General features: G+C 56.3%; 5 protein-coding genes and 1 pseudogene. All 6 read right to left on the bottom strand.

Annotated features, from left to right (window positions below):
- A pseudogene (locus tag G3T14_RS22645) lies at window positions 1–421 on the bottom strand (IS5 family transposase); the annotation flags it as partial.
- A 675-nt stretch (window positions 422–1,096) separates the two neighbouring features.
- Window positions 1,097–1,618 (bottom strand): hypothetical protein, encoded by a 522-nt coding sequence (locus tag G3T14_RS22640; RefSeq protein WP_163644765.1) that lies wholly within the window; start codon window positions 1,616–1,618, stop codon window positions 1,097–1,099.
- A gap of 160 nt (window positions 1,619–1,778) precedes the next feature.
- Window positions 1,779–3,017 (bottom strand): site-specific integrase, encoded by a 1,239-nt coding sequence (locus tag G3T14_RS22635; RefSeq protein WP_163644764.1) that lies wholly within the window; start codon window positions 3,015–3,017, stop codon window positions 1,779–1,781.
- A gap of 436 nt (window positions 3,018–3,453) precedes the next feature.
- Window positions 3,454–5,727: a bifunctional DNA primase/polymerase gene (locus G3T14_RS22630; protein ID WP_163644763.1), complete on the bottom strand. Its 2,274-nt coding sequence runs from the start codon at window positions 5,725–5,727 to the stop codon at window positions 3,454–3,456.
- Window positions 5,724–5,999 (bottom strand): helix-turn-helix domain-containing protein, encoded by a 276-nt coding sequence (locus G3T14_RS22625; RefSeq protein ID WP_163644762.1) that lies wholly within the window; start codon window positions 5,997–5,999, stop codon window positions 5,724–5,726. The genes G3T14_RS22630 and G3T14_RS22625 overlap by 4 nt, the downstream gene beginning before the upstream one ends.
- Window positions 6,000–6,055: 56 nt before the next feature.
- Window positions 6,056–6,435: hypothetical protein (locus G3T14_RS22620; RefSeq protein ID WP_204263013.1), on the bottom strand; the 380-nt coding region annotated here is incomplete at its 5' end.

The following is a 6,435-nucleotide window of genomic DNA, read 5'->3' as shown; positions in this document are numbered from 1 at the left end:
AGGAGGACGCCGGGGCGACCGAGGACGTCGGTGAGGGCGTGGATCTTGGTGGTCTGGCCACCGCGCGACGGGCCGATGCCTTGCGCCTTGGCCCCCCTTTTCCGCCGTGCGCCGAGCGATGGGCTTTGATGTAGCTGCTGTCGATGGCCGCCGCGTCACCGGCCCATCCAGCCTTGGCCAGATCCGCCAGCATCGCTTTCCAGAAGCCGCGCCGGGACCAGCGATTGAAGCGGTTGTAGACCGTGGTGCGCTTGCCATACGCTGACGGGCAGTCGCGCCAGCGACAGCCGGACGTCAGCACGTGCACGATGCCGGAGATGACCTGTCGGTCGTCCCTGCGCTCGGGGCCGGGCTGGTTCTTCGGCATGAACGGTTCGATCACCGCCCATTGCTCATCCGAGAGCCAAAACAGGTCCGCCATCGTCGCCTCCAGGCTGTAAACGACGGCCGTGAATCACAAAACCTAAGCCAGAGCAACGCCTTGATGCGGTTCACACCCTAGCCTTCCTTAACTGGGCCTCAATCCGACTTATGATCCGTAAGCTCTGCCAGACCGCAAAATGATCCCGTACAGACTCTGAGCGATGAACCTGTAACGCCCCGACGCACCCTCACTCGCGCATTGAACAGAGACAAAAAAGTACTTTCACAAAATAGAACAGACGCGCGACCCCACTTGCATCAGTCTAGATTATATTTTTATTCAGCGCATTACGACAAATGCTTCGTAATCGAATTACTGACCGCATTTATTGAGCAATGGGTGGTGCCCATCATCAGATTTCAGCTCCGGTCACGTGGCTTTCGTCCTGAAGTCCGGCCGAAGCACGCCATCACGACTAAAGCCTGCACCGCGGCGGCAAGCCTTGGTTGGAACGAACTGTTCACCGTTATCGACCGGGTCGATGCCGAGAACGGTCCGACGCGCGATGTCCCAGCGGCAGACATACCGCGACCCGGCCACCGTTCACGACTGAAGAAAACACATCCTACGCGTTTGGGGCTGAGCAGGATTAATATACGAAACGCTCGAATATGACTTTCACCGGCGGTGGTCTACGCCCCATGAGCGCGCGGATTATCGCGAATAGCCCCTTCAAGGAACTTTTGCCGCCGTCACGGCGTCCTCGGCCCGCATCGCGGCACTGTTGGCCTCTGCGGCCGCTTCCTGGGCTTCCTGACTGTTCGGTGCGAAGTCGTGGGTCGCCTGGGCATGATGGGCGGATAGCGAGGCGTGCTGCTTTGCTGCGTTCGCGTGGCTGTCGCGCGGATCCTCGCCGTCTTCGGCTTGGCGCAACGCATCGTTTGCCTCACGCTGCGCATCGTGCGGATTGCAGATCGCATCGCCCGTCAACGCAGTCGATTCAGTCGCGGTATCTGTCTGTATCGCCGCATCGGCGCTCGCACTCACGGCTTCCTGGTGCGCACTCGGGTCAAAGTCCTCTTCGGGCACAAGAGCCTCGAAGTGCAACTCGGCCGCGAAAGCATGGGCGTCGGCGGCGGCGGAGTGTTGCCGGGCCGCTTCTAGATGAGCTGCAGCAAGATTGAAGCAAATGGAATTGTGGACCGCGCCGCGGGCCGTAGCAACTCTAGGCTCAGAGAGATTTTGCTTTGACATGACGCACGCCCTCTGGTTTCCGGTTTAAAGTCCAGAAAATCAAAACATGCGGCCGTTTGTTGCGGAATCTATCACCTTCTAGCGTACTTAACGAAAACTGGCCCGCCAATTGGTAATCCGACATGAAAGAATTCGACACTGCGCGAAACGAAGCCCTAGGTCACGCGGCGTAAGCCCGCTCGATAGCGGCGAGCGCAACCTCACCGCCACGGACGGCCTGTGTGTAGTGGCTGAGGGTTACGGCCGGGCTGGCATGACCGGCGATCTTCGCCACAAGACCAACCTCAACGCCTTCCGCCTGTAGCATTGAGATGAACGAGTGGCGGGCGGAGTGCGGCGTGACGTAGGGCACGCCGGCCCGTTTCAGCAGCGGCGCCCAAATTCGCGAGCGGAAGTTTGAGTAGAGAAGTGTCCCGCCACCCCCGACACGCGGCTGGGGCCACGTCCTGCGGACACCGAGACCTGGAAAGACGCGACGGGGTTCTCCTTCGCGCCAGGGGCAAATGGCCCGCCACGCGAGCAGCATGGACCGCAACCGGGTCGGCATCGGGATTGAGCGGCGCCCAGCCTCGGTCTTAGTGACCTCACAAACGACGCCGCTCATCTCCTGCATCCGCCGGATGAGAATAACGTTCGTCTCGAAGTCCACGTCCTCCCACATCAGGGCAAGCTGTTCGCTGGGACGCGTGCCGGCTAAGAATGGGAAGGCGACGTAGACGCCCTTCTCAGGGTCGTTTTGCGCGATGGCAAGAAGCTCGACGATCTGGTTCGAGGTGAGGATTGCCTTCTTGACCTTTGGCGCCCCTTTGAGTCGGGAGGGCATCGTCGGCGGGCGTATACCAAGGTCTTCCGCCGCGAGGGCGAGAGCGCTCCCAAGGTATTTCCGCGCCCGGCTCGCCGAGGACGGACCAACCTCCCTCGACAGCATCTTGTGCCAGGTTCTGATATCCGCCGTACCGAGACGATCTATTTTGATTTCACCCAGGGTAGGCTTCAGAAGTGCGCCCACAGGGATATGCCCGGTCTCCGTATAGGCCCGGCGCTGTGCTGGTGTCGCCCCGACCAACAGCGGCTCCGAAATGTAGCGTGCGCCCTGCTCATAGCCATGAAGCGTCTGATTCTTCACCTCGCCACGGCGGCCCTCAAGCCAAAGTGCAACGGCTTCGGCGACAGTGATCATCTCACGCGCAGGAACGTAGGTACGCGTCTCGACGGCCGCCTGGATCGCGTTCCGCTTGGCAATGGCCTCCTTCTGGCGTTCGAAGAAGAGCTGGACACGCTGGCCGGACTTCGGATCCTTGTAGTTCAGCACCCACCGTGTGTTGGTCACGACCTCACCAGATCGCAGCTTGCGATGCCGATCCCGCTTTGTCACATTGATATTGAAAGAAGTGGTCATCGCCAGAACTCCAGGGAACGCAAACAAAAGAAAAACATGCGGTTACAAGACGGACAATTATTCGCCACTTGCCGCAGTTAACGGAGTAAATTCATCGCCTCACCTCGAACAAGCGCAGCAGATCTCTGGAGAGAGAATTTGTTGTAACCACAGCTGTAACCACGATAAGCGCGCAGACAGCCCAATAGCCCGGACATACAAGGGCTTGTATTCCACAGTTCATAGGAATACCGCCGGTTGATTGCCTAGTCTCGCGAACCAATGCTTGTGAAGCGGCAGTTCTGTCATCGTTCGATGTCGCGGATGCAGATGGTGTAGACGACAGACGGTCCGCGCAAGCCGCCGTTCAAGAGGGGAGGAGACCCTCCCCCCCCCACCCATTATTTCAAAGGAAAGGGGTGGGAACCTACATCATCGTCACCCTCTACACCTTGGATCAGTATACTGGCGCTCCGGGCGGAGATGCTGATATCGACCTTTCATTTTCCTGGCCTTCCATCCAAATTCGAATAACCTGGCCCTTTTTGCTTCGTTTTCCTCGCTCAAGATGAATACCAGTCAGCTTTAGACCAGTCTTAATGCGGTCAAGATGTTTAGACAGCTTGAGCGGCGTGTCCGGAAAATATCTTGGTGGACGCTCTGGCTTTATCCTCAATAGAAGATCTGCTATTATTCCTTCAAAGGGACCGGTCTGAAGAATATCTTTAAGTGGCGCTCCAACAACATCGTTATTAGTGCGTTCGATGATTCGTTCTGTCTGGCAGTGTATCAATGCATTCACGATCGTGCCCTCTGCCATACCCGTGGCAGACTCAGCAGCAGCTAGCCATCGCGCCGCATCCGCCATACGAATATTGTTCGAAACCACAGTCTGATTTTCATTTTTCACTGCGCATGCAACGGCCGTATAAAGAGCCCCCAGAAGACCGGGCAGTATGATCTCGATCTCGTCGTTCATCTCGGCTTCTGTTCTTCGTGCCTCATCTTCCATGCGTCTCATCTCAACGGGGATGACACGCTCAATGAGGTCCGATTTCGTCGCCACATCACTAATGCCATTGATGATAAATGGCCGCGTAGCATTGGTCATGTAGAGCTCACCATCGGTGTAGAGCTTACGGCTCACGTATCCGCCACCTGTCGCCAAAGAGCAAAGTGCGTCGGATACGTTGGCGCTCATACCGGAGGAGTTGTCGAACACCAGCAGAAATAGAGCGTCGGCCATCACCATAAGATCGCGCTCGTTTTCAGGTAGACGAACTTTTTCTGCCTGATTCGGGTCGATCAATTTGCGGAGAACTGAGCTGAGGAAGCTCTTACCGCTGCCCTGCTCTCCCTCGACGAGCAAGCAGAGGTATGGCCCCCCGGGGCGAAGGGCGTTAAGCAGAAAAGCAAGTGCCAGAATATAAGTATCTTCAGACAAGCCAAGCAGCTTTTGGAACTGACGGAGATCACCGCCGCTCGTCGGCTTAGGGAGTTCAAGCATCCCAGCCGTCCTCACAAACCGAACCGGGCTACGGCATAGGACCTGGTAGCCGCCCGCAGTGATGTGAACGACACTTCCATCTGATCCGCCGAGATCAATGACAACATCAGATCCGAAGCGGCCGATGCGGGTGAAGATTTTTTCGCACGGGCCATCGAACATGGCACGAGCTTGGAGCAAAGCGGTCACTTCAGTACATGCCATCTCCTTCAGTGCCTTTCCAGTGACGGTATAATACAGCTGCTGAAACATCGATGCAGCGGCTGACGAGGAAAGAAGATACGTCAGAATACCATTCGTTTTGGTCGGTACAGAAATAAATCCTCGACCCCGATCGTCATGAAACAACTCGACTCCACACTCTTTTAGTTTTGCTAAAAGAGCCTCCGCCGCAGAAGTAGTATCGCCCCGCCCTCCGCCATCCTTCTTGGCGGTGTCGGCAAATCCTTTCTTGCGGGCGCTCTCGATCCATTCAGGCAATTCGGCCAATGAATTACCATCGTAACCCGCGGGCAGCAGCGCGATCACAATGGCGGTGATCTGCTGGTCCTCGCAGCCGTACGCGACGAGTTGCGCTGTAAGCGCGACACCGGCATCGTGTGTTCCGGTCCCAGAGGTAAGCGACTGCGCATGCGGTGATCCGACTATGGTCTTCAACAACCTCAGCGTTTCGCGATCGATCACCGGCAACGATTCATGATCTGCTTCGAGCAGTGGAGTACCGACCCATTCATATGGCATAAGTGTTTCGGGGTGTATTGACGGAGGCAGCACGCAGAATTTTCCGCCCAATAGGATGTCGATAGCACCACCACTAGTAGAATCGACGACTTTTGTTGACTTAAGGTCTTCGCTATATCGAACGAAAGCCGTGAGGCCTTTTTTGCCTCGCTTTGCGCAAGTTACGGCACCGAGCACGACTTCTACCATGGCGACGAAGGCGTCCTGATCGACGTCGATCGCGCCAAGGCGATACCTTTCCGATAGCTCGGTACCAGTAAGGATGCCCAAACCGCGATTTGAGTAACGGCTGATCAACTCGGCACGCTTATCAGTGCTGAGCGGGCCAGATGCGTAGCCTTGCCAGCCTTTGAGTTCTTTGGCGGGGCGTTTAGCGCCCAGCTCAAGGGGAAGGACGCGGTAGGCGCGGTCCCAATATAGTGGCGCGAGAGTCCGAAAGTTGCTCGCCTTTGTATCTTTTTGGTCGTCGATGGAATGGTTCACAGAGAACCTCCCAGCAATCCAACAACGTCAGAAAGATTAAGCGATTTTTGGTCGTTCACGGAGTTGCTGTGGCTTGCCATAGCCTCCTGAATGTCTTTGATCCGGACGTATTGCCGGCGATCAAGAACCCCATAGCTCGGGATGATGCCGAGCTTGACAGCGCGGCGGATCTTGTAGCTGGGGACACCGATCGCTCTCGCAGCCTCCGGCACGGTGTAATACCGTTGATATTCGGGCAAAGCATTCGCGATAGATTTGTATTGGGTTTTCATGGGGTACCTCCCTGTAGGTACCCCACGTTTTGCCGGTTAGTAGACGATTTTTGAATTTACATATTTCGGCTTCTTATCGGTTGCCTAGCAAGAGCAGGATCGAGTCCCGAGCGATCGATGAGGATGCCGGCGTCTTCTAATTTATCAAGATCGCGACGAGCGCGAGCCAAACCTGGTCCCCTTTCCGGTAGATTTTCGGCACCAACGGCCCTAAGTAAAATATCCTTGTTCTTGTTGAACTTACGCCTGAGTCGAGCAAGCAGTGCATTTTCACTGTGACGTTCGCTCGCGATCCTTGATTTAGAATTCTGGATCACACCCTTGATGATGATATCTAAGAGTCTGTCCGGGATCATTATTCGGTCTGGCAGAGCTTTCGGGTCATGAGGCGGACGGAGGCCCAGTGGAGGAAGGCCAGGGCTTTTCGACTGTGGCA

The organism is Methylobacterium sp. BTF04, from assembly GCF_010692745.1.
Classification (GTDB): Bacteria; Pseudomonadota; Alphaproteobacteria; order Rhizobiales; family Beijerinckiaceae; genus Methylobacterium.
This window is presented reverse-complemented; position numbering and strand designations above follow the sequence as displayed.

Bases quoted from the DNA above. Each gene is read 5' to 3' on its own strand.
- G3T14_RS22640 (WP_163644765.1), bottom strand. From the start codon at position 1,618: ATGTCAAAGCAAAATCTCTCTGAGCCTAGAGTTGCTACGGCCCGCGGC.
- G3T14_RS22635 (WP_163644764.1), bottom strand. From the start codon at position 3,017: ATGACCACTTCTTTCAATATCAATGTGACAAAGCGGGATCGGCATCGC.
- G3T14_RS22625 (WP_163644762.1), bottom strand. From the start codon at position 5,999: ATGAAAACCCAATACAAATCTATCGCGAATGCTTTGCCCGAATATCAA.